This is a genomic window from Mesorhizobium sp. BH1-1-4 (assembly GCF_020165665.1).
Lineage (GTDB): Bacteria > Pseudomonadota > Alphaproteobacteria > Rhizobiales > Rhizobiaceae > Mesorhizobium.
Window position 1 is genome coordinate 31,341 of record NZ_JAIUIN010000006.1, and the last position, 25,715, is coordinate 57,055.

The following is a 25,715-nucleotide window of genomic DNA, read 5'->3' on the forward strand; positions in this document are numbered from 1 at the left end:
CGACAGCCTCAGCGCCGCCGCACATCTTGCATCGCCCAAAATTGGCGAAAGCCGATCGAACTGCCGATCTCCCCCCTAGAGGGGGAGATGTCCGGCAGGACAGAGGGGGGCGCCTGGGCGCGGTCTTTCGATACTCTTTGCGCCGCCGCCTGATGGCAGCCCCCTCCACTGCCAAACCCGACTTCCCCTGGTGGCTCGCCCTTGCCGCCGTGCTTGCCTTGGCTGCCGCCCTCGCCATCGCCGCCAGCGACCTCTACGCCCAGGTCTTCGCCACCGTCGCCAAGGGCATAGGCATCACCGTCTTCGTCACCGTGGTCGCCTTCGCGCTGGCCTCGGCGATCGGCCTCGGCATCGCGCTTATGGGCCTGTCTGGCTCGACCTGGCTCCGGCAGATCGCGCGTTTCTATGTCGAGATCATTCGTGGCGTGCCGATCCTGGTGCTGCTGTTCTGGATCGCGTTCGCCGGCGCGCCGGCCTTCGTCGCGGGCTGGAACGCGCTGACCGCGCCGCTGCAAAGCGCCGGCATTCTCGGCGAGCTGCTGGTGCGCGATGTATCGTTGCTGTGGCGCGCCATCATGGCGCTGACCATCGGCTATTCGGCTTTCATCTCGGAGGTTTTCCGGGCCGGCATCCAGTCGGTCGAGAAGGGCCAGATCGAGGCGGCGAAGGCGCTCGGGCTGACGCGCGCGCAGCGCTTCCGGCTGGTCGTGTTCCCGCAGGCGATCCGCACCATCCTGCCGCCGCTCGGCAATGATTTCGTCGCCCTGGTGAAGGATTCCTCGCTGGTTTCGGTGCTGGGCGTCGCCGACATCACGCAGATGGGCAAGGTCTATGCGGCCGGCTCGTTCCGCTTCTTCGAGACCTATTCGATAACGGCCTATATCTATCTCATCCTCACCGTCGGCCTGTCGCTGGCGCTCAGGGCGCTGGAGAGGCGTTTGCGCCGCCAGCACGAGGAATAGTTTTTCGGCAAGGACAGCGCTACGCTCGGGCAGCGTATCGGAAGAGGAGCTCGCCCATGAACGTCGACAAGGCCAATGCGGCACTGGATTCGGTCTACACGGCCGATACGCCCGAAACGCTGGCGCAGGCCTATGCCGCATGGGCCGCGACCTATGACAGCGAAACCGCCGCGCTCGGTTATCTCCTGCCATTCCTGATCACCGCCTGGGTGGCGCGCCATGTGCCCGTGGGCGAAGGGCCGCTGCTCGATGCTGGCTGCGGCACCGGCCTGTCGGGGCCATCGCTAAAGGCGCTGGGCTATGGCGACGTTGCCGGGCTGGATCTCTCGGATGACATGCTCAGGATCGCCGGCAGCCGCAGCGCCTATGGGGAGTTGAAAAAGGCGATGCTGGGCGGACCGCTGCCCTGGCCGGAAGGGTATTTCCGCGCCTTCTTTTCGACCGGCGTGTTCACCATCAGCCATGCCCCGGCGTCGGCCCTGCACGAGCTGGTGCGCATCACGAAAAAGGGCGGCCACGCCATCTTCACCGTGCGCGACCAGGTGTTCGAGAGCGGCGGCTTTCAGGCGGTGTTCGACGAGCTTGCGCGGGCAGGCAAATGGCGGCTGGCCGAGGAGAGCCCATGGTTTCGCTGCTACGCGATCGGCGACCCGGAGGCGCTGGTGAAAACGTTTGTGTTCGAGGTTTTGTGAGGAGAGGCGCTGGCGCCACGCCGCAATTGCCGAAAAGCCAAAACATTGCTATCTACCCCGCCATGGAAGAGCTTTTTGGCGATCCGGCTTACAAGGGATTCGTGCTGCAGGACAGAAAACGCCTGCCGTCGCGCTTTTCCGCGCGCGTGTCCGGTGCGCTCACCAGCCGACTTCGCTGATCCCTGACGGCCGGCCGCGGGTTTGCGGCATCAGCTCTTTCCCATTCTCATATCGACGGATTTACGCACATGAGCGCACCGCGCACCCACTACGACAAGATTTTCGACGACCATGTCGTCGACCGCCAGGACGACGGCACCTGCCTGCTGTATATCGATCGCCACCTGGTCCATGAAGTGACCAGCCCGCAGGCCTTCGAAGGCCTGCGCATGAGCGGCCGAAGGGTTCGCCATCCCGAAAAGACGCTGGCCGTGGTCGATCACAATGTCTCGACCTCGCCCGAGCGCAAGTTCGGCATCAAGAACGAGGAAAGCCGCATCCAGGTCGAGGCGCTGGCCAGGAATGCCAGGGATTTCGGCGTCGAATACTATTCCGAGAACGATATCCGCCAGGGCATCGTCCACATCATCGGTCCCGAGCAGGGCTTTACGCTGCCCGGCATGACCATCGTCTGCGGCGACAGCCACACCTCCACGCACGGTGCTTTTGGAGCATTGGCGCATGGCATCGGTACGTCCGAGGTCGAGCACGTGCTGGCGACGCAAACGCTGATCCAGCGCAAGGCCAAGAACATGCTGGTGCGCGTCGACGGCGTGCTGCCGGAAGGCGTCACAGCCAAGGACATCATCCTTGCCATCATCGGGGAGATCGGCACCGCCGGCGGCACCGGCTACGTCATCGAATATGCCGGCGAGGCGATCCGCGCGCTGTCGATGGAAGGCCGGATGACGATCTGCAACATGTCGATCGAAGGCGGCGCGCGCGCCGGCCTGATCGCCGCCGACGAGACGACCTTCGCCTACGTCAAGGACAAGCCGCGCGCGCCCAAGGGCGCTGCGTGGGATGCGGCACTCGAATACTGGAAGACGCTGCAGTCGGACGAAGGGGCGCATTTCGACAAGGTGATCGTGCTCGACGCGGCCAAGCTGCCGCCGATCGTCTCTTGGGGCTCCTCGCCCGAGGACGTGGTTTCGGTGCAAGGCGTCGTCCCCAATCCGGAAGAAATCACCGATGAGAACAAGCGCACCTCGAAGATCCGCGCGCTCGACTATATGGGGCTGACGCCGGGCACCAAGATCACCGACATCACGCTCGATCGCGTCTTCATCGGCTCCTGCACCAATGGCCGCATCGAGGATCTGCGCGCCGTCGCCAAGGTGGTCGAAGGCAAGACGGTCAGCCCGCATGTCGATGCCATGATCGTGCCGGGCTCCGGCCTGGTCAAGGAACAGGCGGAAGCCGAGGGGCTGGACAAGATCTTCCGCGCCGCCGGCTTCGACTGGCGCGAGCCGGGCTGCTCCATGTGCCTGGCCATGAACGACGACCGGCTCAAGCCGCATGAACGCTGCGCCTCGACCTCGAACCGCAATTTCGAGGGCCGGCAGGGCTTCAAGGGCCGCACCCATCTGGTGTCGCCGGCCATGGCGGCGGCGGCGGCGATTGCCGGCCACTTCGTCGACATCCGCGACTGGAAATAAGCCAAGCTGGGCCTGGCCCGAGCCTTGCGGGTTCGGGTCAGACCTTCCTGTCGCGCCGTATGAGTTCGTGGAATTCCTCGCGGCGCCCGGGTTCGTCCGCCGCCACCACGAGCGCCAGCTGCTCTTCGTCAAAGATCTTGAACCACTCCTCCCATTCGACAAGCTCATAGCCGCCGGCATTGACGGGCCGCTCCGGCTGGTCCTGGTCCTGATAGGCGTGCTGACCGAAGACCAGCCTCAGCATGGGCTGCGTTCCAGCCTCGGGCGATATGTCGACGATTGCCGGAAAGCCGGCGCGCCCGGCAGCCCAAGAACGGATTGCATCGTGGTCGGTCAAGGTGATCGTGTCGGCCATGCCCTGCTCCTGGATTGTGAATTCAGGAACGCTTCCGACAGCACCGGGTTCCCGCAAAGCATACGAGGCCGACAGGCAGGCTTAACGGCTTGTTTGGTGTTGCTCTCTAAGGTCTTCCGTGACGTCAAGCGAAGGGAAGTCGCCGTCCTTTGGACACTGGCCTGTTCATAGCGTTGCTCAATCCGACGATCGCGCTGGCGCTCGGCGCGGCGTTCCTCGTGCTGTGGTTCTATCAGCGCCATCGGCCCTATCTGGCAGTGCTGGCCGTGAGCTACTGCGTCTCAGCGCCAGGCTTCCTGTTCCAGTATTTCACCTTGCCGATCGGCGTGGCGCTGACCAAGCTGGTGTCGAACATCTGCTTCACCATCGCCGCCTGCTGCCTGTCCGGCGCCATCATCGCCCGCTATGGCAGGAAGGTGCCCGCTGTCGGGATCGCCGCTCTGGCGGGCGGCGGCCTTGCGGCGTTCGCGTGGTTCCTCTTCGTCACGCCGGATCTCACCTGGCGCATCCTGGCGATTAATTTCGGCTTCGGCGGCATCAGCCTGCTGGTCGCCGCCGAGCTGCGCCCGGTGCGCAACAATGGCCCCACGGAAATGATCCTGTTCGTGCTGTCGCTGCTGTCCGGCGTCAATTTCTTCGTGCGCACGCTGGCGGTCATCATCGCGCACGGGCCATTCGTCAGCTATGACGGCTTCTACGGATCGTCCTACTGGACGACGGCGCTGTTGTCGCACGCGCTGCTGTCGCTGCTGATCGCGCTTTGCCTCTTCACCGCCGCGGCGCTCGACGTGATGAAGGCGCTGAAGACGGAAACCTTTACCGACCCGCTGTCGGGACTGCTCAACCGCCGAGGTTTCGAGGAACGCGCCGCCATGCTGCTGCAGCGCTGCGCCATCGCCAAATTCCCGGTGGCGCTGGTGCTGGCCGATCTCGACCACTTCAAGGCCCTCAACGACGTGCACGGGCACGCCGCAGGCGACCGCGTGATTGCGGACTTCGCCGCCAAGCTGCGCTCGGCCACGGGGACCCGGGGTGCCGCTGGGCGCATCGGCGGCGAGGAATTCGCCGTGCTCCTGCCGCTGACCGATCTCGCCGCCGCGCGCCTTTTCGCCGAGGCGGTGCGCACACTCTATTCGGCCGGCGGCGTCGACGGGCTTCCCGCCGGTACCAAGGTCACCGCCAGCTTCGGCGTGGCCGCCCGCAGCGGCGACGAGACGCTGGAGCCCTTGATGCGCCGGGCCGACGAGGCGCTCTACAAGGCCAAGAAGAACGGCCGCGACAGCGTGCGCCTGTCCTACGAACGATCGGAAACGGTGTTCGGACCGGAGCCGCTCAAGGCTGGCTGACCGCGGGCGTCCGCGCCTGGCGTTAACGTCTTTTTCGCCCGTCGATGGTTAGCTGTCGGCGGGGGTTTGAGGATATATGAGCGGCGCCAACTTCATCCTGTTGATCAACCTGGCGGTTGCCGGCCTGCTGGCGGCATCCTTCATGGCGGTCTCGTTCCACGAGGTCGGCCGCGCGCCGGCGCGCTGGCTGGCGGCGGGCTACGTCCTGGGCATGGCCTATTCGGCCATCGAATTCAGCATTCCCGCCTTCAGTGACGCGCGGCTTCCGGTGGTTGCCGCCTTCGCCGTTTTCCTTGGCGCCACCATTGCCTTCAATGGCGGGCTTGCCCGCAAATACGGCATGGCGCCGCCCTGGACGCCGATGCTGTTCTTCCTGGTCGCCGCCACCATCGCGGTCCATTTCGTACAGGATCTGCCGCGCCAGTCGCTTACCCGCATGATGGCCTACCAGCTTCCCTACGCCGTCATGCAGTTCGTCGGCCTGGGCATCGTCTGGCGGTCGAGGCAAAGCCGGGGTCGGCTCGATCTGATCCTGATGGCGGTGCTGGCGGCCAGCGGGCTGCAATTTGCCTCAAAGCCGTTCATCGCGCATGCGCTCGGCGGCTGGGGCGCCAATCCGCAGGCCTATCTGCAAAGCAATTACGCGCTGGTGTCGCAATCGCTCGGCACGGTCTTCGCGCTGGCGCTGGCGCTGCTGATGCTGGCCGTTCTGGTCCGCGACGTGCTTGCCGACGCGACGTCGAAGTCGGAAGTGGATACGCTGTCGGGCCTGCTCAACCGTGGCGGCTTCACACGGCACGCGGAACTGGCCGTGCACGGCGCCACACGGCTCGGCATGCCGGTGGCGATCGTCATTGCCGATCTCGATCATTTCAAGGCCATCAATGACAGCTTCGGCCATGCTTCCGGCGACCGGGTGATCGAGGCCTTCGCCGGCCTGCTGCGAGAGGCGGCCGAGGCCCACCACGTGGTCGGCCGCATCGGCGGCGAGGAATTCGCCGTTATCCTGACGGGAGCCAATCTCGCAGCCGCCCGCCTGTTCGCGGAAGGCACCCGCAACGCATTCGGGGCGTTGGCCGTCAACGGGCTGCCGGCCGACAGCCGCTGCACGTCGAGCTTCGGCATTGCCGAACTTCACGCGGGCGAGGGTGTCTCCGACCTGATGCGGCGTGCGGATGAAGCGCTTTACCTGGCAAAGAATGCCGGGCGCGACTGCGTGCGTGTCTCCACGGGGCCGGCCGATGGGTTGGCCGTGGTAAAAGCCGGCCTGGCCCGTATCAGCGGCAGGGGCTGAGCTGCGGCATCTCGCCTTCGGAAAGGCCGTACATATAGGAGCGGCCCTTGACGAATACGGGCGCGCGATAGCAGTCGCCGTCGCCCGATATGTCGTCGGATTCGTTCTGGTAGACCACCTTGGGCTGGCCGGCGCTGGTGTAGTCCGACAGTTGCTTGGCCAGCTTGCCTTCGCCGACGATGATGCGCTTGTAGCCGGCGGCGCTGTCAATGACGAGATTGCCGAACGAATCGGCGTAGACGCGGTCATGGTGCCGCATGCTGGCTTGGGCCGGCGCGGCCACCGTAACCGCAAGTGCCGCCAGCGTGATGGCCGCGAGACTTGTCCGCACTGATTTGGTCCGCACTGATTTGGAAGCCAGTCGCTCTCCCTTTGCCGGCGCGAGAGAGATCGCGCCCCGATCTGGTCCGAATCGGAAATTAACCCTTTCTTAACCTTTGTTAAGAGGAGGCGCGGCTAGATGGCCGTTTCTTAATGAACATGGTTAATTTTTGCCGCGACCGCGTTCGAGCCGCCGATTTTCAGAGCGGCCGCGTGGCCTGGTCGAGTCCCGGGTAAACTTGATATTGACGCGCCGCGTGGCTAGCGTGCCCGCGCATGAGAGGGGGCAGCACATGATGTCTGGCCGACAGGTTCGGGTCTCGTTCGTCATTCCGCTGCTTCTGGCGGCAGGTGCCTGCGTGCCGGAAGGCGGGGCACCCAAGGCAGCGAACGCGGTGCCCCCGGTGGTGTCGCCAGCTGTTCCTGCCCCGCAGCAGCCGGCGCCACCGGCGACCAAGATAACCACGGACCTTACCGCGCCGCGTATCACCACGGGCACGGCCACCTACAGATGCGGCAATGGCGGCACGATCACCATCCAGAATCTCGGCACGTCGCTGCGCGTGGTGGGACAGGAAGGCGCCACCGAGGAGTTCGCGGCGTCGCCTGCCAACCAGAGCAGCCGCTACCAGGCGGTGACGCATGACGCAATCGTGATCGACGGACGCGAGGCGCTGGTGATGAAGAGGGGGTCGACGCCGCAGACCTGCACCCGCTGAAGCAAATCCCGGCACGGCAGCGCCCTGGGCCAGACATGCTGCACTGCAGCGATATCGAGCCGGCTTGGGGTGTTGAGTCGCTAATCGATTGAAGCCGCATGCGGCCTTTTAGTCAGACTAAATTACGTTTTCGAAACGGTTTTCTGGCTTTGACGCGGTGCAAAAAGAGCATTAGAAACCGGCTGTCCGAAGTCACAACCGGAAGCGGCAACGCCGCATTTCCTCCTGAGGCGGGAGACGCCGAACTGGGGCAGCCATGAGCAAATCACCAGCCACCCAAGCCAGACGCGAAAGGCCGCTTTCGCCGCACCTGAGCGTCTACCGGCCGCCGATCACAATGACGATGTCGATCGTCCATCGCATCACCGGCGGCGCGCTTTATTTCGGCACGTTGCTGGTCGCCGTCTGGCTGATGGCAGCGGCGAGTTCGCAGGGTGCCTTCGACTGGGTGAACTGGGCCTTCGGCACCTGGCTCGGCCGGCTCATCCTGTTCGGCTACACCTGGGCGCTGATGCATCACATGCTGGGCGGTGTCCGCCATCTGATCTGGGACACCGGCGCCGGCCTTGAAAAGCACACGGCCTCGAAGATCGCCTGGGCGACGCTTGCCGGCTCGGTTCCGCTCACGCTCTTGATCTGGATCGCCGGCTACATGGCGCGGGGAGCTTTGTGATGAGTGCGAAAAACACGGACATGCGCACCCCGCTCGCCAGGGTGCGCGGCCTGGGCTCGGCCCGCGAGGGCACCGGACATTTCTGGCGCCAGCGACTGACGGCGATCGCCAACATCCCGCTGATCCTGTTTTTCACCGGCTTTCTGATCGCGCTCAACGGCGCCGGCTATGCGCAGGTACGGGCAGCGCTCGCCAACCCGTTCGTGGCCCTGGTGATGGCCCTGGTGCTCATCTCGCCGCTCTATCACATGCGGATCGGCATGCAGGTGATCATCGAGGACTATGTGCATGGCGAAGGCATGAAGCTGGCGTTGATCGCCCTCAATACATTCTTCACCATAGCGGTCGGCGTCGCCTCGCTCTTCGCCCTGCTGAAACTGGCATTCGGAGGCTGAAGTCTTGGCCCAGGACACGAAATCAGCCGGCACGGCGGGCTACACCTTTGTCGACCACAAGTTCGACGTGGTCATCGTCGGCGCCGGGGGGGCCGGCCTGCGCGCCACGCTCGGCATGGCCGAGCAGGGGCTGCGCACCGCCTGCATCACCAAAGTGTTTCCGACGCGCTCGCATACGGTCGCCGCGCAAGGCGGCATCGCCGCCTCGCTATCCAACATGGGCCCGGATTCCTGGCAGTGGCACATGTACGATACCGTCAAGGGGTCTGACTGGCTGGGCGATGTCGATGCCATGGAATACATGGTGCGCGAGGCACCGGCGGCGGTCTACGAGCTCGAACATTACGGCGTGCCGTTCTCGCGCACCGAAGAGGGCAAGATCTACCAGCGGCCGTTCGGCGGCCACATGATGAACTATGGCGACGGCCCGCCCGTGCAGCGCACCTGCGCCGCCGCCGACCGCACCGGCCACGCCATCCTGCACACGCTTTACGGCCAGTCCTTGAAGAACAACGCGCAGTTCTTCATCGAGTATTTCGCGCTCGACCTGATCATGGAGCCCGACGGCACCTGCACCGGTGTCGTGGCCTGGAATCTCGACGACGGCACCATCCACCGCTTCTCGGCCAAGATGGTGGTGCTGGCGACCGGCGGCTATGGGCGCGCCTATTTCTCCGCCACCTCGGCGCATACCTGCACCGGCGACGGCGGCGGCATGGCGGCTCGGGCCGGACTGCCCTTGCAGGACATGGAGTTCGTGCAGTTCCATCCGACCGGCATTTACGGCGCCGGCTGCCTGATCACCGAGGGCGCGCGCGGCGAGGGCGGCTACCTCGTCAACTCCGAGGGCGAGCGCTTCATGGAGCGCTACGCGCCGTCGGCCAAGGACCTCGCCTCGCGCGACGTCGTCTCGCGCTGCATGACGCTGGAGATTCGCGAGGGCCGTGGCGTCGGCAAGAACAAGGACCACATCTTCCTCCACCTCGATCACCTCGATCCGGCGGTGCTGCACGAAAGGCTTCCGGGCATTTCGGAATCGGCAAAAATCTTCGCCGGCGTCGATCTGACCAAGGAGCCGATCCCGGTGCTGCCGACGGTGCACTACAATATGGGCGGCGTGCCGACCAATTACTGGGGCGAGGTGCTGAACCCGACCGCCGAAAACCCCGACCGGGTCTCGCCCGGCCTGATGGCGGTCGGCGAGGCCGGCTGCGCCTCCGTGCACGGCGCCAACCGGCTGGGCTCCAACTCGCTGATCGACCTGGTGGTGTTCGGCCGCGCCGCGGCGATTCGCGCCGGTCAGGTCATCGACCGCAAGGCGGCGATCCCTTCGCCCAACCAGGCTTCGGTCGACAGGATCATGGACCGCTTCGACCGGCTGCGCCACGCCAATGGCTCGACGCCGACGGCGGTGTTGCGTGAGAAGATGCAGAAGGCGATGCAGGAGGACGCAGCCGTGTTCCGCACGCAGGAATCGCTGGAAAACGGTTGCAAGCGCATTTCGGAAATCTGGACCGAGCTCAAGGACGTCAAGGTCTTCGACCGCTCGATGATCTGGAATTCGGACCTGGTCGAGACGCTGGAACTGGAAAACCTGATGGCCAACGCCATCACCACCGTCTATGGCGCCGAGGCGCGCAAGGAGAGCCGTGGCGCGCATGCGCGCGAGGATTTCTCCGCCCGCGACGACGCCACTTGGCGCAAGCACACGCTGGCTCATCTGAGCGAGGACGGCAAGGTGACGCTGACCTACCGGCCGGTGCACACCGAGCCGCTGGTGGCCGAAAAGGACGGCGGCATCAGCCTCGCCAAGATCGCGCCCAAGGCCAGGGTGTACTGACAATGGCATCGGCGGGATATTCCGGCACGCCCCTTCCGGCCAAGCTCGGCCTGAAGGACGGCATGGTTGCCGCTTTCATCGCGCTGCCGTCCGATCTCGCGGACCTCACCGAAGCCGTCGATTTTGCCGAGGTCGATCGGCTCGCCGAATGGTCCGAGATTTCGGGCGCGGTGCTGAAATACGACGCTGTCCACGCCTTCACCCGACAGCGCGCTGAGATCGAGGATCGCCTCGGCGCACTCGAGACGGCGATCAAGCGCGACGGCATGGTCTGGGTCTCCTGGCCAAAGAAGGCCTCGAAAGTGGCCACCGACGTCACCGAGGGCGTTGTCCGCGCCGAAGCGCTCAAGCTCGATCTTGTCGACGTCAAGGTCGCCGCCGTGAACGAAATCTGGTCCGGGCTGAAGCTCGTCATCCGAAAGGACCTGAGGTAATGGTCGAACTCACGCTCCCCAAGAACTCGAAGGTCCAGCAGGGCAAGACCTGGCCGAAGCCGGAGGGTGCCACCAACCTGCGGGAATACCGCATCTATCGCTGGTCGCCCGACGATGACGAGAACCCGCGCATCGACACCTATTTCGTCGACATGGACGATTGCGGGCCGATGGTGCTCGACGCGCTGCTCTGGATCAAGAACAAGATCGACCCGACGCTGACCTTACGCCGCTCCTGCCGCGAAGGCATTTGCGGTTCCTGCGCCATGAACATCGACGGCTCCAATACGCTGGCCTGCACCAAGGGCTGCGACGACATTTCCGGCGCGGTCAAGATCTATCCGCTGCCGCATATGCCCGTGATCAAGGACCTGGTGCCGGACCTCACCAATTTCTACGCCCAGCACGCCTCGATCGAGCCGTGGCTGAAGACGGTGTCGCCGACGCCGGCCAAGGAATGGCTGCAGAGCCATGAGGATCGCGAAAAGCTCGACGGGCTCTACGAATGCATCCTGTGCGCCTGCTGCTCCACCTCATGTCCGAGCTACTGGTGGAACGGCGACCGCTATCTCGGCCCGGCGACGTTGCTGCAGGCCTATCGCTGGCTGATCGACAGCCGCGACGAGGCCAAGGGGGAACGGCTCGACAATCTCGAAGACCCGTTCCGGCTCTACCGCTGCCACACCATCATGAACTGCGCCCAGACCTGCCCGAAGGGGCTGAACCCGGCGAAGGCGATCGCCGAGATCAAGAAGATGATGGTGGAGAGAAGGGTCTGAAGCCAACCTTACCCGCTGATTTCTCCCCGGACGCCGTCGCGGCAATCCGGGCACGACTCGATCTGGTGCGAACCCAAGGCGTAAGAATTCTGTTCGCCATCGAAAGCGGCAGTCGCGCCTGGGGGTTCCCATCGCCCGACAGCGACTATGATTGCCGCTTTGTCTACATTAGGCCCGTGTTGGATCACCTGGTCCTGCAGCAGCCACGCGACGTGATCGAGTTTCCAATTGAAGGCGAGATCGATGCCGGAGGCTGGGATTTGCGCAAAGCCCTGCTTCTGGCGCTCGGCGGCAATGCGGTCATAGTCGAATGGGCAAAGTCGCCCGTCGTTTATGAGGAAGTCGCGGGGTTTCGCGCGCGCCTTCTCGATCTTCTGGCCGAGATCGTTGATCCGGGAAAGGTATCGCACCATTATCTCGGCTTGGCGCGGTCGCACGTCTCTAGGATCGGCAGTTTTGCCGACGAAGTGAAGCTGAAGAAGCTGTTCTACCTGATCCGCCCGCTGGTCGCTCTCGACTGGATGGAACAGCATGGCTTTGCAGACCTACCGCCGATGAACCTTGGCGAATGTCTCGACCAGACGGACGTGCCGGCTCCTGCAAGCGAGGAAATCCGTCGCCTGATCGAGCGGAAAAGCCAGACGCGGGAGATGGGATCCGGTCTCATCCCAACCGCAATCGCGCACTATCTCGAAGCGCGTTATGGTCACCATGAAATGAACCTTGCCGCCCCGGTCAGGGACGAGATCCGCCACGCACACAAACATGCCCTTGCAACTGGTTTTTATCGCCAGGAGGCTGAACTTCAATGAGCGAAGACCTTCCCATCCTTTCCCCAGCCGAAGCCCGGGTGCTTGGCTGCCTGATCGAGAAGAAGGAGCTGACGCCTGATGTTTATCCGCTGACGCTCAATGCGGCACTTGCCGCCGCCAACCAGAAGACGGCGCGCGAGCCTGTCATGGCGCTGGAACAGACGGAGGTGCACAGGGCGCTGAAGCTGCTGGAGCAGAAAGGGCTGGTGCGGCAGATGTTCGGTTCGCGCGTCGAGCGCTACGAGCATCAGATGGCGCAGCGCTTTTCGCTGACCACGCCGCAGACCGCCTTGCTTGGCCTGCTCTTGCTGCGTGGACCGCAGACGGCGCATGAGCTGTTGGCGCGGAGCGAACGCATGGCACGGTTTTCGTCGATCGAGGATCTGCGCGGAGAACTCGACATGCTGATCGGCCGCCGGCCGCCGTTGGTGCAGGAAATTCCGCGTGGCCCGGGCCAGCGCGAGGACCGCTATGTGCATCTGCTCGCCGGCCCGGTGGACGTTGCAGCGCTATCGGCGCAACGGAGTGTGACGGCGATGCCTGCCTCCGGCCTGGAAGCGCGGTTGGAGGCGCTGGAGCAGGAAGTCGCGGCACTACGCGCGCGGCTTGATGCGCTGGGCGCTTAGCCCTCTTCTCTGATTAACGTGCCCGGCGCGACCATGCGCGCCGGATTTCACACGGGATGCCGCAATCTCAGCCAAGCCTGGCGTCGAGCGAAACCTTGATCGCTCCGAGCGCCTTGGAGACCGGGCATTCGGCCTTGGCCTTCTCGGCCAGCTCCTTGAATTTCGCCGCATCGATGCCGGGCACCTTGCCGACCAGCGTGATCGCGCTGCCGGTGATGCCTGTGCCGGGAACCAGGGTGACCACCGCCTTGGCGTCGAGCTCTTGCGCCGGCGTGCCGTTCTCGGCCAGGAAATGCGAGAGCTGCATGGCGTAGCAGCCGGCATGGGCGGCGGCGATCAGCTCTTCCGGATTGGTGCCGGACTTGCCGCTTTCGTCCTCGAAACGCGCCTTGAACGAATAGGGCGTGCCCTTCAGGGTTCCGCTCTGGGTGTCGAGCGTGCCCTTGCCCTCTTTCAGATTGCCTTTCCAGACGGCGTTTGCGGTGCGGTCCATGGAGTCCTCCTGGGTTGTCGTGAATTTGTCTCGGGTGAGCCGGCGTCCCGTCAACTATAGCGCGGGCGTGCGCGAAGACCACTGCGCTGTTTGCACCACGGCACGATGACTGCCCCTTCCCTCGGGAAAAAAAATACGCGTTCAAAAATGTCGGCTTCCATCCGGGCCGGCCGTCCTGCGGGTGGCCACGGGGTTGTGGCCTGATGGAGGTTTTCATGGACAATCTATTTTTCGCGCTATGGAAGAACCCGGGCCGCGGGCCTGAGCGACAGGAAGACTTCTGGCTGAATCCACCAGCGTCCGGCTTTGGCCGGCTGCTGGCGGCGGTTGCCATCATTGTGGCCGCGGCATGCCTTCTCGATCATGCGGCCGCGGGTAAGACTGACATGGTTGTCGCCGCATCCTATGGTTCGTCACAGGAAGGGAGCTTGAAATGAAATATGTCTTGCTCGTCTATGGTGAGGAAAAAGACCTCCATGCACTGACACCGGAGCGCGGGGCCAAGCTCGACGCCGATTCGCTCGCCTATGACAGATCGCTGGATCAGCAAGGCAAGCTGATCATCGCGCAGGCGCTGCAATCGGTGGGGACGTCGAAGTCGGTGCGGCGGCGCAAGGGCAAGCGCCTGGTCACCGATGGTCCCTTCGCCGAGACGAAGGAACAATTGCTTGGCTTCGTCATGGTCGAGGCCGGCACTCTCGAGGAGGCGCTGGACATCGCTGCCGGCATTCCGCTGGCCGAACTCGGCACGGTCGAGGTTCGGGCGATCTACGATATACCGGGGTCATAGCCAGAGTCGGCGTTGCTTGCGGCACGTGAGCAACGCTTGTTTACCCGCCTAAGCTTCACCTGCCGCTAATTGAATTTTCTTCGCCGGAAGCAACTCTTGCGTGTTGAAGCAACGGAATAGTTCTCCTATCGTCACCCGGATTTCGGGGGTTCGATATGCCTTTCCTGATTGCTATCCTTGGCGCGCTGGGCGCGGCGGCGTTCTGGTGGTACCGGATGAAGGCGATGAATGATGCCGCGCGCGAAGTCGCCGATGTCGTCGGGCGCGTGCAAGGCAACATCAGGCGCAAGAAACTGCGCAAGCAGGCGGCGCTGTCGCCGTTGACGGCGATCGACGATCCGGTGGTGGCCGCCGCGACGCTGATCACCGCGATGGTTTCGGAAGACGGGCCGGTTCTGCCGCGGCGCGAAGCCGTCATTCGCGAGGTGATCTCGCAGATCGCGGCCGGGCCGAAGAAGACCGACGAGGCGGTTGTCTATGCCAAGTGGGCCGCGACGCAGATAGACGACGCCACCATCGTCATCGACAAGCTGGCACCCTTCCTGCGCGAACGCCTCGACCCGAGCGAACGGGACGATCTGCTGCAGATGCTGAACCGGGTGGTTCAGGGCGGAGAGCAGAGCCTGAAGATACCCGACCAGCGCATGCTGCGGCTGAGGCAGAAGCTCGGGTTCGAGGTGAACTGAGATCGCTGGCCTCGGCGATTGGCGCGAAACGCCCGCTGCGTCGTCAGCGAGACGGTCAGATCGCCTCGCCCTTCAGCAGTCTCGGCGTGCTGGCCGACAGTCCCGAGGCCTGGCGGATGAAGAACTCCTTCAGGCGCGGCATGCGCTCGACGAGGCCGAGGCCGATGTCGCGCACGGTGCGCAGCGGGGTGATGTCGTTGGAAAACAGCCGGTTCAACACATCGGTGGTGACGCCCATCTGCACGGTGTCGAAACGGCGCCATTGCTGGTAGCGCTCCAGCACGTCGAGCGCGCCGATGTCCTGGCCGAGCCGGTCGGCCTCGACGATCACCTCGGCAAGGGCCGCAACATCCTTGAAGCCAAGATTGAGGCCCTGGCCGGCGATCGGATGGATGCCGTGGGCAGCGTCGCCGGCTAGCGCGACGCGCGGCGCAACGAAGGCGCGCGCGATGGTCAGGCCGAGCGGCCAGGCGCGCGGCTTGTCCGCGACGCGGATATCTCCCAGCTTGAGACCGAAGCGCTGTTCGAGCTCATGCTCGAAGACGAGATCGTCGCCTTCAACCAGCGCCTTGGCATCTTCCGCCCGTTCGACCCAGACGATCGACGAGCGGTTGGTGCCGTCCTCGTCGGGTTTCAGCGGCAGCGTGGCGAAGGGGCCGGCCGGTAAAAAGTGTTCTTCGGCGCGGCCATTATGCGGACGTTCATGCGCCACGGTGCAGACGATGCCGGACTGGCCGTATTCCCACTTGACCGTCTTGATGCCGGCCATGTCGCGCAGTTTCGAATTGACGCCATCGGCGGCGACCAGCAGCCGCGCCGTCAAGGCGGCGCCGTCGGCCAGATGCACAGTGATGCCGGCGCCACTGGTCTCAAAACCCTGCACCGCCACACCTTCGATGATGTCGATGCCGAGTTTTTCGGCCTTGGCCCGCAAGGCGCCGTTCAACGCCCTGTTGGCGACCATATGCGCGAAGGGTTCGCCGGGCGCCACCTCGCCGCCGAAGGTCAGGAAGACCGGGCGGACCGGATCGGCGCTGCGCGAATCGGTGATGATCATCTCGGTGATCGCCTGCGCCCGAGGCGCGATCTCGGCCCAGACGCCGAGCTGGTCGAGCATGCGGCAGGCGGCCGCGGCGATGGCCGAGGCACGGCCATCCCTTTGCCAGGAACCGGCGGGCGCGGCATCGACCAGTGCCACGCCGAGGCCCGGGCGGGCCTGCTTCAGTGAGACGGCGGCGGCCAGCCCGACATAGCCGGCGCCGGCGACGAGAACATCGAGCCCGGATCTGGTCTTGGCGTCCGCCTTGCGTTCCATTGTCCTGGCTCCTTCTCTCGGCGACCCTTTGGGCGTGCCGGCCGGGGCTTGCGCCCTTGACGGCTCGTCCTTCCTGTCGGAAACCGCCATAGCAATTTTGCGGCGAGGTCACAAAACAATGACGGCGGCGATCGACGAGCTTCTGCGCATTCTCGACCTCGAGAGGCTGGAACACAATCTGTATCGTGGTCGCAGCCCCCAGGTGGAATGGCAGCGCGTGTTCGGCGGCCAGACGATCGCCCAGGCGCTGGTGGCGGCGCAGCGGACGGTGGAGCCGGACCGTTTCGTGCATTCGCTGCACGGCTATTTCATGCGCCCGGGCGACATCAAGGTGCCGATCATCTACGAAGTCGACCGTATCCGCGACGGCGGTTCGTTCACCACGCGGCGCGTGCTGGCGATCCAGCACGGACAGGCGATCTTTTCGCTGGAGGCCTCGTTCCAGGTCGACGAGAAGGGGCTCGAGCATCAGTTCGCGCTGCCCGAAGACGTGCCGCCGCCCGAAGGGCTGAAGACGCAGCGCCAGCTGCTCGAAACCGCCGAGCGGGTGCCGGAGGCGGTGCGTCGCTTCTGGGCGCGCGAGCGGCCACTGGAGCTGCGGCCCGTCAATCTCCAGCACTATGAAAGCCGCGACAAGCTGCCGCCCCGACAGAATGTCTGGATCCGCCTGGCCGGTCCCGTCCCCGATGACCGCGCGCTGCAGTCTGTGCTGCTCGCCTACCTCTCCGACATGACGCTACTCGACACCTCGACCTTCGCGCACGGGCGCGGCCTGTTCGATCCCGACATCCAGGCCGCCAGCATCGACCATTCGATGTGGTTCCACCGGCCGCATTCGCTCGATGGCTGGCTGCTCTATGCGCAGGACAGTCCCTCGAGTTCGGGATCGCGTGGTTTCAGCCGTGGCACGCTCTATGCCCGCGACGGCACGCTGATCGCCTCGATGGCGCAGGAAGGGCTCATCCGGCTCAAGCGTTGAGCAGAAGCCGGCAAATTAGGCAATTTCAAGAAATTGCATAATTTTTGATCAGACTGCATGCCATGAGCCCCGGCACCTGCTGGCTGTGATCGCCCGGATCCCTTTGTTTACAACAAGTTACCACCCTGCTTCGGCACTTGGCACGGAGCTTGAATCCTTGGGGGCACTCTCCGACTCCTCGGGATCGGTGAAGGTGTGCAAACGCGGGGGACCGCAACAGCAAAGGGTGAAACCTTATGAAAATCGTGATGGCAATCATCAAGCCGTTCAAGCTGGACGAGGTACGCGAAGCGCTTACCGCCGTCGGCATCCAGGGCCTGACCGTCACCGAAGTCAAAGGCTACGGGCGTCAGAAGGGACATACGGAAATCTATCGCGGGGCGGAATACGCGGTCTCCTTCCTGCCGAAGATCAAGATCGAGGTCGCGGTCGCGGCCGACACGGTCGACAAGGCCGTCGAAGCCATCACCGCCGCGGCCAAGACCGGCCAGATCGGCGACGGCAAGATCTTCGTCTTCGGCATCGACCAGGCGGTGCGCATCCGCACCGGCGAAACAGACACCGACGCACTCTGAGCGGCGAACACGTATTCCAATGGAGAGTTCAATGAACATACCTTCCACCTTGAAGACGACGGGACGGGCGGCCCTGCTGGGTTCGCTTGCCCTGGCAGCGTTGGGCAGCGTCGCCGCCTTCGCGCAGGAAGCCGCACCTGCCGCCGCGGCGGCCGCGCCGGCTGCTGCTCCGACCCCGGTTCTCGATACGGGCAACACCGCCTGGATGCTGACCTCGACGGCGCTGGTGCTGATGATGACCATCCCCGGCCTGGCGCTGTTCTACGGCGGCATGGTGCGCAAGAAGAACGTGCTCGCCACCATCATGCAGAGCTTCGCCATCACCTGCCTGGTGACGGTTCTGTGGTTCATGTTCGGCTATTCGCTGGCCTTTTCCGACGGCGGCGGCATGAATGCCTATCTCGGCGGCTTCTCGAAATTCTTCCATCACGGCATCACCACGTCGACGCTGTGGGCGCCGGGCGTGGCGAACATTCCTGAATTCGTCTTCTCGATGTTCCAGATGACCTTCGCCATCATCACCCCGGCGCTGATTGCCGGCGCCTTCGCCGAACGCATGAAGTTCTCGGCGCTGCTGATCTTCATGGCACTGTGGCTGCTGGTCGTCTACGCGCCGATCGCGCATTGGGTCTGGGGCGGCGGCTTCCTCGGCGCGGCGGGCGTTCTCGACTTCGCCGGCGGCACGGTCGTCCACATCAATGCCGGTGTCGCGGGTCTCGTCTGCGCGCTGGTGCTTGGCAAGCGTGAAGGCTATGGCACCACCAACATGGCGCCGCACAACCTGGTCTACTCGGTCATCGGCGCTTCGCTGCTGTGGGTGGGCTGGTTCGGCTTCAACGCCGGTTCGGAACTGGCGGCCGACGGCCTCGCGGGCGCTGCCATGCTCAACACCCAGGTTGCCACCGCCGCGGCGGCCTTGGCCTGGATGTTCGCGGAATGGATCGTTGCCAAGAAGCCTTCCGTGCTCGGCATCATCTCGGGTGCCGTCGCCGGCCTCGTCGCGGTGACGCCGGCTTCCGGCTTCGTCAACCCGACCGGCGCCTTCATCGTCGGCATCGTCGCCGGCGTGGTCTGCTACATCTCGGCGGTCAAGGTGAAGCACATGTTCGGCTATGACGACTCGCTCGACGCCTTCGGCGTGCATGGCGTCGGCGGCGTGGTCGGTGCGTTGCTCACCGGCGTGCTCGCCGATCCGGCGATCAACAGCCTGTCGTCGGGCGCTTCGCTCGGCAAACAGCTCTACGGTATCGTCTTCACCATCCTGTGGACGGCGATCGCTACCTTCGTGATCCTCTACATCGTCAAGGCGCTGGTCGGCCTGCGTCCGACGACCCAGGAAGAGGTCGAGGGCCTCGATATCTCCCAGCATGGCGAAGTGGTGCCGTAAGGCATCCCTCGCCACGGGGCCGGCGGAACCCTCCTCCCGCCGGCCCCATACTTCCAGGCAATTCGGGACGGAAAACCGCGAAAGCACTTTTCCCGGATTGCTTTGAAAAGCATCCCGTCGTGACGCTCCCGCAAGGAGTTCACGCCTTGAGGCCCGGATCGCTCCGGGCCTCTTTTTTGGAAATCCGTTCTGACTTCACCTGACTTTGCGCAATCACATTCGCGTGATGAAGATTCCTGAGGAAACATCGACCGCCCTGCCCGCGAAATCATGGGGGCGATCGTCGTTCTGACGCTCGTGTTTTTTAAACACAGGGAAGGAACTTTTCTCATGAACCTCAAGAATATCTGCCTCGGGGCACTCGCGCTTTCCATGGTCAGCGGCTTTGCATTTGCCGGTGCCCTGGACGAGCCGGACAATATGGCGCCGTTCTTCACCGATACCGGCATGAAAACCATGAAGCCGATGGAGGAGTTCAAGGCGGCCTTCATGGCCATGCCGAAGGAGAAGCAGGACGCCATGATGAAGGAATGCCAGGATGCGGCGATGAGCAAGCCGCACGCCGAGTTCTGCGCCAATTTGAAGATGCTCGGCGGCGCCAGCAAGTAACGCGCGGCCCAAGCCAACGGATGGATGGCGGGCCGCAAGGGCCCGCCATTTTCGTGCTGTACGGGCACCAGAAGGTGGCAATGCCAAAGGACAGCCGCCGGCAGCCTTATAGTTAATGCGCCCTTAACCTTCCCACGCCTAGTCTGGCATCCGAATCTGCCGGAGTGCGTCATGCGCTCGGGCCAGTCACGCACAGACGGGGAAGAGCATGCGTTCAGGGGCTTCAGCACCGCTCGCGCTGACCGATACGGGGCACGGCATCCAGGCATTCGCGCGGCGCCAGGTCGGCCGTCTGGTCGGCGCTGGCCTGTTCGCGTTCGCGGCCTTCGCCGTCGCCAGCCTGGCGACCTGGAACGTCGCCGACCCGAGCTTCTCGCATGCCACCGCCAACATCGTCACCAACGCCATGGGCTATGCCGGCGCGGTCTTCTCCGACCTTGCCATGCAGTTCTTCGGGCTTGCCGCCGTTGCCGCGCTGGTTCCAGCCATCATCTGGGGGTATCTGCTGTTTTCGGCGCGCGGCGTCGACCGGATGCCCAAGCGCGGGCTGTTCTGGTTCGGCTTCGCGCTGCTCGCGGCCGCGATCGCCGGCTGCGTCGTTCCGCCCAAGACCTGGCCGCTGCCCACCGGTCTCGGCGGCGTCTTCGGAGACATGGTGCTCAAGATTCCCGGTGTCCTGATCGGCGGCTATCCGAGCGGTCTGGTCGCCAGCGTGCTCGCGGTGTTGCTGGCGGCACCCGCGCTCTGGCTGTTCGCCTATGGCGCGGCGCTGATCGGGCGCAAGAACGGCTTCGCCGTGATGGAAGAACCGGCCGCCGCGGAACCGCGCGAGGACGAGCTTCTGTTCGACAATGACGGGGACGAGGGTGACGAGGGCATACTGGCGCTCGGCGCCATCACCCATTGGTGGCTTTCCTTTCGCGCGTGGATGCATCGCCGCGCGGCCCGCCGCCGGCAGGAGCGCGACGAGTTCGAACCCGAGATGGAGCCACGCGCCAGCGCCTGGCGCCGCGCCGCCGAACGGGTCGAGTCGGCCGAGTTCGCCGAGCAGCGCATGAGCCATGACGGGCGCGCCCGTGTCGAACCGGAATTCTTCGCCGCGATGGTCAATGACCGCAGCGTCTCCGTCGATCCCGATGACGACGATGTCTTCGACGATCGTTTCGAAACCGGCGAGGACGATGTCGATCTCGACGACGAGCCTGTCGTCGCGCGCCGCGCGTCGCCGGGCGCCAAGGTCCAGCAGTTCCGCTCCGACGCCGCCACCCGTGTGGCCGCGCCGGCACCGCGCCCGGCTCCGGGCGGCCGCGTCCAGCGCGAGGCGCAGACCTCGCTGATCGGCTCGGACACGTTCGAAATGCCGTCGCTCCATTTCCTGTCCGAACCGAAGAACGTCGCGCGCGACCCAAGTCTTTCCAAGGACGCGCTGGAGCAGAATGCGCGCCTGCTCGAAGGCGTGCTGGAGGATTTCGGCGTCAAGGGCGAGATCATCGCCGTTCGCCCGGGCCCGGTCGTCACTCTTTACGAACTCGAACCCGCGCCCGGCATCAAATCGTCCCGTGTCATCGGCCTCTCCGACGACATCGCCCGCTCGATGAGCGCCATCGCCTGCCGCGTCGCGGTGGTGCCGGGCCGCAACGCCATCGGCATCGAACTGCCCAATGCCAAGCGCGAGACCGTCTATCTCAGGGAAATCATGGCCAGCCGCGACTTCGAGACGACGAAGGCCAAGCTGGCGCTGGCGCTGGGCAAGACCATCAATGGCGAGGCGGTCATCGTCGACATCGCCAAGATGCCGCACGTGCTGGTCGCCGGCACCACCGGTTCGGGCAAGTCGGTCGCCATCAACACCATGATCCTGTCGCTGCTCTACCGGCTCACCCCGCAGGAATGCCGGCTGATCATGATCGACCCGAAGATGCTCGAACTCTCCGTCTATGACGGCATTCCGCATCTGCTCACGCCCGTCGTGACCGACCCGAAGAAGGCTGTCGTGGCGCTGAAATGGACCGTGCGCGAGATGGAGGACCGCTACCGAAAGATGTCCAAGGTCGGCGTGCGCAACATCGACGGGTTCAACGCGCGCGTGCAACAGGCCGAGAAGAAGGGCGAAAGGATCTCGCGCACCGTGCAGACCGGCTTCGACCGCCAGACCGGCGAGGCGATCTACGAGACCGAGAATCTCGATCTCGAGCCGATGCCCTATATCGTCGTCATCATCGACGAGATGGCCGACCTGATGATGGTCGCCGGCAAGGACATCGAAGGCGCCGTCCAGCGCCTGGCGCAGATGGCGCGCGCCGCCGGCATCCATGTCATCATGGCGACGCAACGTCCCTCGGTCGACGTCATCACCGGCACCATCAAGGCCAATTTCCCGACCCGCATCTCCTTCCAGGTGACGTCGAAGATCGACAGCCGCACCATCCTGGGGGAGCAGGGCGCCGAACAACTGCTCGGCATGGGCGACATGCTCTACATGGCCGGCGGCGGCCGCATCCAGCGTGTGCACGGGCCGTTCGTCTCCGACGACGAGGTCGAGAAGATCGTCGGACACCTGAAGCTGCAGGGCGTGCCGGAATATCTCGACGCCATCACCGAGGATGACGGCGAGGACGACGACGAGCCGTCCGGCAAGGGCGGCTCCGGCGGCGGCGGTGGCAATTTCGAGGATTCCGACGACCCCTACGATCAGGCGGTCTCGGTGGTGCTGCGCGACGGCAAGGCTTCGACCAGCTATATCCAGCGGCGTCTCGGCATCGGCTACAACAGAGCGGCCTCGATCATCGAGAAGATGGAGAAGGAAGGCATTGTCGGCCCGGCCAACCATGCCGGAAAACGCGAAATCCTGGTGCCGACCGAAGACGACAAATTCTGATGGACGCGGAGTTCGCGGCAACTTTGAACCTTCTGGCGCGTTCAAGCGACTGAGCAGCGATCGCCTCGCCAAACTTCAGCCCAACTGGGGGTTCACGACAGCGACCAAATCAGGAATCAGACAAGAGTGACCGATATGAAAAACGATCTTTCAGCGCTCAGCGATCTTGCCCCGACACGCCGCCAACTGCTTGGCCTCGGCCTTGTGCTCGCGGGTGCCGCCGCGCTCAACGTGGTGCCCGGTTTCGAGCTGCTGGCCTCGGCACAGGCGGCGGTGCCGGCGGCGGCGCAGAAGATCGCCGACCATTTCTCCTCGGTCAAATCGATGAGCGGCGAATTCGTCCAGTTCGGCCCCAAGGGCGAGCAGACCGGCGGCAAATTCTTCCTGGAACGGCCGGGCAAGATTCGCTTCAACTACGACGGGTCGTCGAATTTCCGGGTGATTTCCGACGGCAAATCGGTGGTCATCCTCAACAAGAAACTGAACACGTCGGACCTTTATCCGCTGGCGAAGACGCCGCTGAAGCTGCTGCTCGACGATCGCATCGACCTCTCGGGCAACCGCGTCAAGTCCGTCAAGGAAGAGGACGACCTCACCACCATCAAGCTGTCCGACAAGTCGGTGTTCGGCAATGCGATGATCACCATGATGTTCGACCCGAAAACCTATGATCTGCGCCAGTGGACGATCACCGACGCGCAGGGCAAGGACACCACGGTGATGATCTTCAACACCAAGGAAGGTGTCAGCTTCGCGGCCGACACTTTTGCCATCGACTATACGGCCAACCGCGAGTTGAATACGAAAACCAGGTAGGCTTTCGCCGCCTCGCTTGTCTTTCCGGCGTGTGGCTGGCAGTAGTTCGGCGATCTCTCGCCGGACCTTGCCGCATGCCCTTTTCGATAGCGACCTGGAACATCAACTCCGTGCGCCTGCGCATGCCGATCATCGAACGCCTGCTCGATGAATATGCGCCCGATGTGCTTTGCCTGCAGGAAACCAAGGTCCCGGACGAACTGTTCCCCGAAAAAGCCTTTCGCAAGGTCGGCTATCCCTACATCGCCTTCCATGGCCAGAAGGGCTATCACGGCGTGGCGACGGTGGCGCGGCGGCCGATCGAGGTGGTCGAAAGGCGCCGCTTCTGCGACATCGAGGACAGCCGGCACCTGTCGGTGACGGTGCGCGCCGGCGGCAAGGCAATCCTGCTGCACAATTTCTACGTGCCCGCTGGCGGCGACGAGCCGAATCCCGAGATCAACAGGAAGTTCAGGCACAAACTCGATTTCGTCGCCGAGATGAACGCCATCCGGGCCGAGCACGGCGAGATGTCGGCCTCGGTGCTGGTCGGTGACCTCAACATCGCGCCGCTGGAGCATGATGTCTGGTCGCACAAGCAATTGCTCAACGTGGTCAGCCACACGCCGGTCGAGACCGAAAACTTCGAGGCGATGCGCCAGGCCGGCGGTTGGGTCGACCTGATGCGGCACAACGTGCCACCGGAGCAGAAGCTCTACACCTGGTGGAGTTATCGGGCGCAGGATTGGGAGGCGTCCAATCGTGGCCGGCGGCTCGACCATGTCTGGTCGTCGCCGAACCTGGTGCCCGATTTTACCGGCTACGAGATCCTGAGGGCGGCGCGCGGCTGGGACCGGCCGTCGGACCATGTGCCGGTCATCGCCAGGTTTGATCTGGATTAGCCCAAGGGTGGATGGCGGCTTCGGCTGATGTCGAAGGATAGGCTGCGACCGACGATTCAGAATTCACCCCGAAAAGCGGGGGGCCAGTTCCTCGATGCGGCGGATCATGTCGTGGAATTCCTCGGAGATGCGCTGGTGGAGCTTCACCGCGACATCGGGATACTCCTCCAGGATGCGCCGGAACATTTTGCGGCTCAGCCTTATCACTTCCGAATCGATTTCGGCCGAAGCGCTGGTCAGCCGATTGGTGTCGGCGATCAGCGCCAGCTCGCTGAGCATCGTGCCGGGGCCGGCTTTGCCAATCGGGAGGCGCTCCCCATTCTGCTCGCGATAGAGCACGATACGCCCGCTGACCACGACATAGGCCGAGTCGGCCACGTCGTCCTCGCGATAAAGCTTGTGGCCCGCCTGCACGAAAGTGGTCTCGGCACCGAAGGCGAGCAGGCGCAACTGTTCCTGCGTGAAGCCCTCGAAAAGCCTCACGGCGGACAGGATACGGATGTCGTCATCCAACGCCATCTCTAGCTGCGTCCCCGAACGGTCAGTCCAATCCCTCCTTCACGAGTCGATCCTGAATACCCTCCAACAGGATCGCACCCGAAGCGGCCCCGCCCAGACCGCTCATTGGATAATGAAATGTTTAAGGAACCAGCTTGTAGCCGCCGCTTTCTGTCACAAGAATTTCCGCATTGGAAGGATCGCGCTCGATCTTCTGCCGCAGACGGTAGACATGGGTTTCCAGCGTGTGCGTGGTGACGCCGGAATTGTAGCCCCAGACCTCCTCCAGCAGCACGTCGCGCGTCACCACCTTCTGGTCGGCACGGTAGAGATATTTGATGATCGAGGCTTCCTTCTCCGTCAGCCGCACCTTGCCGCCGCGCGGGTCGATGAGCAGCTTCTGGCTGGGTTTGAAGGTGTAGGGGCCGACCGAGAAGGTCGCGTCCTCGCTCTGCTCATGCTGGCGCAACTGGGCGCGGATGCGGGCAAGCAGCACCGCGAAGCGGAACGGCTTGGTCACATAGTCGTTGGCGCCAGCCTCGAGACCCAGAATCGTGTCCGAATCGGTGTCGTGGCCGGTCAGCATGATGATGGGAGCCTTGTAGCCGCCCTTGCGCAGGATTTTCACCGCTTCCCGGCCATCCATGTCGGGCAAGCCGACATCCATGATGAGCAGGTCGATGAGGCCGCCACGCGCGGCGGTGACGCCTTTTGCCGCAGTGGCTTCCTGCAGCACGTCGAATTCCTCGTAGAGGGACAGCTGCTCGACGAGCGTGCCGCGTAGGTCGTCATCGTCATCGACGATCAGGATGGTACGTGAGGTCATGGATCAATCCGTTGTTTTGAAAAGTGAATTCAGTTGACCGCTGCGTATTTATGCGGAAGCTGGCCGGCACAATAGC

At 64.1% G+C, this 25,715-nt stretch carries 30 protein-coding genes; 24 read left to right on the forward strand and 6 right to left on the reverse strand.

Translation table 11 applies throughout. The features are described 5' to 3' along the window. Positions 1–152 precede the first annotated feature (152 nt). From LB569_RS12925 to leuC, 4 genes are all read left to right on the forward strand, one after another. Positions 153–962: an amino acid ABC transporter permease gene (locus tag LB569_RS12925; protein WP_224692635.1), complete on the forward strand. Its 810-nt coding sequence runs from the start codon at positions 153–155 to the stop codon at positions 960–962. A 56-nt stretch (positions 963–1,018) separates the two neighbouring features. After that, a complete protein-coding gene (locus tag LB569_RS12930; RefSeq protein WP_224692636.1) occupies positions 1,019–1,654 on the forward strand; it encodes a class I SAM-dependent DNA methyltransferase in 636 nt (211 codons plus the stop codon). Positions 1,655–1,680: 26 nt separating this feature from the next. After that, positions 1,681–1,833 carry a hypothetical protein gene (locus tag LB569_RS12935; protein ID WP_224692905.1) on the forward strand — a complete coding sequence of 51 codons (153 nt, stop codon included), beginning with the start codon at positions 1,681–1,683 and terminating at the stop codon, positions 1,831–1,833. A 69-nt stretch (positions 1,834–1,902) separates the two neighbouring features. Further along, positions 1,903–3,312 (forward strand): 3-isopropylmalate dehydratase large subunit, encoded by a 1,410-nt coding sequence (gene leuC, locus LB569_RS12940; protein ID WP_224692637.1) that lies wholly within the window; start codon positions 1,903–1,905, stop codon positions 3,310–3,312. Positions 3,313–3,349: 37 nt separating this feature from the next. Here the strand turns inward: leuC and LB569_RS12945 are convergent, their stop codons facing one another. After that, entirely contained in the window at positions 3,350–3,667 is a 318-nt protein-coding gene (locus LB569_RS12945) for a hypothetical protein (protein ID WP_140710191.1), read from the reverse strand. A 149-nt stretch (positions 3,668–3,816) separates the two neighbouring features. On the opposite strand from LB569_RS12945, the gene LB569_RS12950 reads away from it, so the two are divergent. Further along, positions 3,817–5,013 carry a sensor domain-containing diguanylate cyclase gene (locus tag LB569_RS12950; protein WP_224692639.1) on the forward strand — a complete coding sequence of 399 codons (1,197 nt, stop codon included), beginning with the start codon at positions 3,817–3,819 and terminating at the stop codon, positions 5,011–5,013. A gap of 76 nt (positions 5,014–5,089) precedes the next feature. Continuing rightward, complete coding sequence (locus LB569_RS12955) at positions 5,090–6,307, forward strand: sensor domain-containing diguanylate cyclase (RefSeq protein ID WP_224692640.1); 1,218 nt, start codon at positions 5,090–5,092, stop codon at positions 6,305–6,307. On the opposite strand, the gene LB569_RS12960 is transcribed toward LB569_RS12955, so the two are convergent. Then, positions 6,291–6,653 carry a hypothetical protein gene (locus LB569_RS12960; protein WP_224692642.1) on the reverse strand — a complete coding sequence of 121 codons (363 nt, stop codon included), beginning with the start codon at positions 6,651–6,653 and terminating at the stop codon, positions 6,291–6,293. The genes LB569_RS12955 and LB569_RS12960 overlap by 17 nt on opposite strands. Positions 6,654–6,921: 268 nt before the next feature. On the opposite strand from LB569_RS12960, the gene LB569_RS12965 reads away from it, so the two are divergent. The 8 genes from LB569_RS12965 to LB569_RS13000 all read left to right on the forward strand — a co-directional run bounded on the left by LB569_RS12965 (position 6,922) and on the right by LB569_RS13000 (position 12,906). Continuing rightward, positions 6,922–7,347: a hypothetical protein gene (locus tag LB569_RS12965; RefSeq protein ID WP_224537158.1), complete on the forward strand. Its 426-nt coding sequence runs from the start codon at positions 6,922–6,924 to the stop codon at positions 7,345–7,347. 256 nt (positions 7,348–7,603) lie between these two features. Beyond that, the gene (sdhC, locus tag LB569_RS12970) at positions 7,604–8,020 is read left to right on the forward strand and encodes a succinate dehydrogenase, cytochrome b556 subunit (RefSeq protein ID WP_140710183.1); all 417 of its coding nucleotides are present in this window, start codon (positions 7,604–7,606) and stop codon (positions 8,018–8,020) included. Then, positions 8,020–8,415 carry a succinate dehydrogenase, hydrophobic membrane anchor protein gene (gene sdhD / locus LB569_RS12975; RefSeq protein WP_023771889.1) on the forward strand — a complete coding sequence of 132 codons (396 nt, stop codon included), beginning with the start codon at positions 8,020–8,022 and terminating at the stop codon, positions 8,413–8,415. The genes sdhC and sdhD overlap by 1 nt, the downstream gene beginning before the upstream one ends. A 4-nt stretch (positions 8,416–8,419) precedes the next feature. Next, positions 8,420–10,255, forward strand: coding sequence for a succinate dehydrogenase flavoprotein subunit (sdhA, locus tag LB569_RS12980; RefSeq protein ID WP_224692643.1), 1,836 nt, complete (start codon positions 8,420–8,422; stop codon positions 10,253–10,255). Positions 10,256–10,257: 2 nt separating this feature from the next. Next, the gene (locus LB569_RS12985; RefSeq protein WP_411970224.1) at positions 10,258–10,689 is read left to right on the forward strand and encodes a DUF3052 domain-containing protein; all 432 of its coding nucleotides are present in this window, start codon (positions 10,258–10,260) and stop codon (positions 10,687–10,689) included. Continuing rightward, complete coding sequence (locus LB569_RS12990) at positions 10,689–11,468, forward strand: succinate dehydrogenase iron-sulfur subunit (protein ID WP_224537167.1); 780 nt, start codon at positions 10,689–10,691, stop codon at positions 11,466–11,468. The genes LB569_RS12985 and LB569_RS12990 overlap by 1 nt, the downstream gene beginning before the upstream one ends. 65 nt (positions 11,469–11,533) lie before the next feature. Beyond that, on the forward strand, positions 11,534–12,280 hold the full coding sequence (locus LB569_RS12995) for a DNA polymerase beta superfamily protein (protein ID WP_224692645.1): 747 nt from the start codon (positions 11,534–11,536) through the stop codon (positions 12,278–12,280). Further along, complete coding sequence (locus LB569_RS13000; protein ID WP_224692646.1) at positions 12,277–12,906, forward strand: YceH family protein; 630 nt, start codon at positions 12,277–12,279, stop codon at positions 12,904–12,906. The genes LB569_RS12995 and LB569_RS13000 overlap by 4 nt, the downstream gene beginning before the upstream one ends. A gap of 67 nt (positions 12,907–12,973) precedes the next feature. Here LB569_RS13000 and LB569_RS13005 read toward each other — a convergent pair whose 3' ends face one another. Continuing rightward, positions 12,974–13,399 (reverse strand): OsmC family protein, encoded by a 426-nt coding sequence (locus LB569_RS13005; RefSeq protein ID WP_224537174.1) that lies wholly within the window; start codon positions 13,397–13,399, stop codon positions 12,974–12,976. Between the two features lie 215 nt (positions 13,400–13,614). Between LB569_RS13005 and LB569_RS13010 the strand changes: the two genes are divergently transcribed. From LB569_RS13010 to LB569_RS13020, 3 genes are all read left to right on the forward strand, one after another. Next, positions 13,615–13,836: a hypothetical protein gene (locus tag LB569_RS13010; protein ID WP_224692647.1), complete on the forward strand. Its 222-nt coding sequence runs from the start codon at positions 13,615–13,617 to the stop codon at positions 13,834–13,836. After that, on the forward strand, positions 13,833–14,189 hold the full coding sequence (locus LB569_RS13015) for a YciI family protein (RefSeq protein WP_224692649.1): 357 nt from the start codon (positions 13,833–13,835) through the stop codon (positions 14,187–14,189). Before LB569_RS13010 ends, LB569_RS13015 begins: the two co-directional genes overlap by 4 nt. 155 nt (positions 14,190–14,344) lie before the next feature. Beyond that, positions 14,345–14,875, forward strand: a complete 531-nt coding sequence (locus LB569_RS13020; RefSeq protein WP_224692651.1) for a hypothetical protein — start codon at positions 14,345–14,347, stop codon at positions 14,873–14,875. A gap of 55 nt (positions 14,876–14,930) precedes the next feature. Here the strand turns inward: LB569_RS13020 and LB569_RS13025 are convergent, their stop codons facing one another. Then, a complete protein-coding gene (locus LB569_RS13025; RefSeq protein WP_224692652.1) occupies positions 14,931–16,190 on the reverse strand; it encodes a ubiquinone biosynthesis hydroxylase in 1,260 nt (419 codons plus the stop codon). A gap of 118 nt (positions 16,191–16,308) precedes the next feature. Here LB569_RS13025 and tesB point away from each other — a divergent pair, with 118 nt between their 5' ends. From tesB to LB569_RS13060, 7 genes are all read left to right on the forward strand, one after another. Continuing rightward, positions 16,309–17,169: an acyl-CoA thioesterase II gene (gene tesB, locus LB569_RS13030; RefSeq protein WP_140710163.1), complete on the forward strand. Its 861-nt coding sequence runs from the start codon at positions 16,309–16,311 to the stop codon at positions 17,167–17,169. Between the two features lie 236 nt (positions 17,170–17,405). Continuing rightward, positions 17,406–17,744 carry a P-II family nitrogen regulator gene (locus LB569_RS13035; protein ID WP_140710161.1) on the forward strand — a complete coding sequence of 113 codons (339 nt, stop codon included), beginning with the start codon at positions 17,406–17,408 and terminating at the stop codon, positions 17,742–17,744. A 31-nt stretch (positions 17,745–17,775) separates the two neighbouring features. Then, on the forward strand, positions 17,776–19,131 hold the full coding sequence (locus LB569_RS13040) for an ammonium transporter (RefSeq protein ID WP_140710159.1): 1,356 nt from the start codon (positions 17,776–17,778) through the stop codon (positions 19,129–19,131). A gap of 330 nt (positions 19,132–19,461) precedes the next feature. Then, positions 19,462–19,740, forward strand: coding sequence for a hypothetical protein (locus tag LB569_RS13045; protein WP_140710157.1), 279 nt, complete (start codon positions 19,462–19,464; stop codon positions 19,738–19,740). Positions 19,741–19,948: 208 nt separating this feature from the next. Continuing rightward, complete coding sequence (locus LB569_RS13050) at positions 19,949–22,618, forward strand: FtsK/SpoIIIE family DNA translocase (protein WP_224692653.1); 2,670 nt, start codon at positions 19,949–19,951, stop codon at positions 22,616–22,618. 135 nt (positions 22,619–22,753) lie between these two features. After that, entirely contained in the window at positions 22,754–23,434 is a 681-nt protein-coding gene (locus tag LB569_RS13055) for an outer-membrane lipoprotein carrier protein LolA (RefSeq protein WP_224537802.1), read from the forward strand. A 74-nt stretch (positions 23,435–23,508) separates the two neighbouring features. Continuing rightward, positions 23,509–24,315, forward strand: coding sequence for an exodeoxyribonuclease III (locus LB569_RS13060; protein WP_224692655.1), 807 nt, complete (start codon positions 23,509–23,511; stop codon positions 24,313–24,315). A gap of 63 nt (positions 24,316–24,378) precedes the next feature. Here LB569_RS13060 and LB569_RS13065 read toward each other — a convergent pair whose 3' ends face one another. Further along, a complete protein-coding gene (locus LB569_RS13065; RefSeq protein ID WP_224537191.1) occupies positions 24,379–24,834 on the reverse strand; it encodes a Crp/Fnr family transcriptional regulator in 456 nt (151 codons plus the stop codon). Between the two features lie 121 nt (positions 24,835–24,955). Further along, entirely contained in the window at positions 24,956–25,639 is a 684-nt protein-coding gene (locus LB569_RS13070; protein WP_140710149.1) for a response regulator transcription factor, read from the reverse strand. Positions 25,640–25,715 lie beyond the last annotated feature (76 nt).

Excerpts from the sequence above, each read along its gene's own strand:
- LB569_RS12925 (WP_224692635.1), top strand. The coding sequence starts at position 153 with ATGGCAGCCCCCTCCACTGCCAAACCCGACTTCCCCTGGTGGCTCGCC.
- LB569_RS12930 (WP_224692636.1), top strand. The coding sequence starts at position 1,019 with ATGAACGTCGACAAGGCCAATGCGGCACTGGATTCGGTCTACACGGCC.
- leuC (WP_224692637.1), top strand. The coding sequence starts at position 1,903 with ATGAGCGCACCGCGCACCCACTACGACAAGATTTTCGACGACCATGTC.
- LB569_RS12945 (WP_140710191.1), bottom strand. The coding sequence starts at position 3,667 with ATGGCCGACACGATCACCTTGACCGACCACGATGCAATCCGTTCTTGG.
- LB569_RS12955 (WP_224692640.1), top strand. The coding sequence starts at position 5,090 with ATGAGCGGCGCCAACTTCATCCTGTTGATCAACCTGGCGGTTGCCGGC.
- LB569_RS12965 (WP_224537158.1), top strand. The coding sequence starts at position 6,922 with ATGATGTCTGGCCGACAGGTTCGGGTCTCGTTCGTCATTCCGCTGCTT.
- sdhC (WP_140710183.1), top strand. The coding sequence starts at position 7,604 with ATGAGCAAATCACCAGCCACCCAAGCCAGACGCGAAAGGCCGCTTTCG.
- sdhD (WP_023771889.1), top strand. The coding sequence starts at position 8,020 with ATGAGTGCGAAAAACACGGACATGCGCACCCCGCTCGCCAGGGTGCGC.
- LB569_RS12985 (WP_411970224.1), top strand. The coding sequence starts at position 10,258 with ATGGCATCGGCGGGATATTCCGGCACGCCCCTTCCGGCCAAGCTCGGC.
- LB569_RS12990 (WP_224537167.1), top strand. The coding sequence starts at position 10,689 with ATGGTCGAACTCACGCTCCCCAAGAACTCGAAGGTCCAGCAGGGCAAG.
- LB569_RS13000 (WP_224692646.1), top strand. The coding sequence starts at position 12,277 with ATGAGCGAAGACCTTCCCATCCTTTCCCCAGCCGAAGCCCGGGTGCTT.
- LB569_RS13005 (WP_224537174.1), bottom strand. The coding sequence starts at position 13,399 with ATGGACCGCACCGCAAACGCCGTCTGGAAAGGCAATCTGAAAGAGGGC.
- LB569_RS13010 (WP_224692647.1), top strand. The coding sequence starts at position 13,615 with ATGGACAATCTATTTTTCGCGCTATGGAAGAACCCGGGCCGCGGGCCT.
- LB569_RS13015 (WP_224692649.1), top strand. The coding sequence starts at position 13,833 with ATGAAATATGTCTTGCTCGTCTATGGTGAGGAAAAAGACCTCCATGCA.
- LB569_RS13020 (WP_224692651.1), top strand. The coding sequence starts at position 14,345 with ATGCCTTTCCTGATTGCTATCCTTGGCGCGCTGGGCGCGGCGGCGTTC.
- LB569_RS13025 (WP_224692652.1), bottom strand. The coding sequence starts at position 16,190 with ATGGAACGCAAGGCGGACGCCAAGACCAGATCCGGGCTCGATGTTCTC.
- tesB (WP_140710163.1), top strand. The coding sequence starts at position 16,309 with ATGACGGCGGCGATCGACGAGCTTCTGCGCATTCTCGACCTCGAGAGG.
- LB569_RS13035 (WP_140710161.1), top strand. The coding sequence starts at position 17,406 with ATGAAAATCGTGATGGCAATCATCAAGCCGTTCAAGCTGGACGAGGTA.
- LB569_RS13040 (WP_140710159.1), top strand. The coding sequence starts at position 17,776 with ATGAACATACCTTCCACCTTGAAGACGACGGGACGGGCGGCCCTGCTG.
- LB569_RS13045 (WP_140710157.1), top strand. The coding sequence starts at position 19,462 with ATGAACCTCAAGAATATCTGCCTCGGGGCACTCGCGCTTTCCATGGTC.
- LB569_RS13050 (WP_224692653.1), top strand. The coding sequence starts at position 19,949 with ATGCGTTCAGGGGCTTCAGCACCGCTCGCGCTGACCGATACGGGGCAC.
- LB569_RS13055 (WP_224537802.1), top strand. The coding sequence starts at position 22,754 with ATGAAAAACGATCTTTCAGCGCTCAGCGATCTTGCCCCGACACGCCGC.
- LB569_RS13060 (WP_224692655.1), top strand. The coding sequence starts at position 23,509 with ATGCCCTTTTCGATAGCGACCTGGAACATCAACTCCGTGCGCCTGCGC.
- LB569_RS13065 (WP_224537191.1), bottom strand. The coding sequence starts at position 24,834 with ATGGCGTTGGATGACGACATCCGTATCCTGTCCGCCGTGAGGCTTTTC.
- LB569_RS13070 (WP_140710149.1), bottom strand. The coding sequence starts at position 25,639 with ATGACCTCACGTACCATCCTGATCGTCGATGACGATGACGACCTACGC.